This window comes from Sphingobium sp. LMC3-1-1.1 (genome assembly GCF_040676285.1).
Classification (GTDB): domain Bacteria; phylum Pseudomonadota; class Alphaproteobacteria; order Sphingomonadales; family Sphingomonadaceae; genus Sphingobium.
In genome coordinates, this window is record NZ_JBEGHQ010000053.1 from 1 (window position 1) to 576 (window position 576).

Sequence of the window (576 nt, forward strand, 5' to 3'; positions counted from 1 at the left end):
TCATCACCGAGAGTTCCAGCGACTTCATCGCCTCAACGACTTTCTTCTGGCCCGGAATGGCAACGACGGGGTTGCCGCCCTGGATCAGCAGGCCGCGGATCTGTCCCTTGCCCGGGGTCAGGATCTCGTCGGGAAGCGTTCCGCTCATTTCCTCGCGGTTGAGCAGCGTTCCAACGCCGCGGATGCGGCTCGGCGGGACATGCTCCCAGGTGCGCGAGGGCGGGATCACCTCGGGATAGATCGGCGCCTCGGGGCTGAGCATCTCGACGAGCGTGGTGTCCCCTTCGCGCAGGAAGCGTCCGCACACGACGTTCATGGCGTCTGCCAGATGCTGGGCCACGTTCGAGTTCGGCCCGAAATTGTTGCCCGTCCCCGTCGAAACCGGCCCGCGCTTTGAATCACGCGCGAACATCTCGGTGGCGGCGCGCAGCTGGCCCTCGGGCAACCCTGCGCGGTGCGTCACCATCTCCTCGTTGAACGGCTCGACCGCCTCGCGCAGCGCGGCCATGCCCTCGGGGCCGACATAGCGCTCGCAGAACTCCTTGTCCTCCCAGCCTTCGGCGAGGATCATGCGGA

1 pseudogene is annotated in these 576 nt (G+C 66.5%); it reads right to left on the minus strand.

Annotation, left to right across the window (positions count from 1 at the left end):
• Positions 1 to 576 (minus strand): annotated as a pseudogene (locus MRBLMC3_RS18720) (hypothetical protein); the annotation flags it as partial.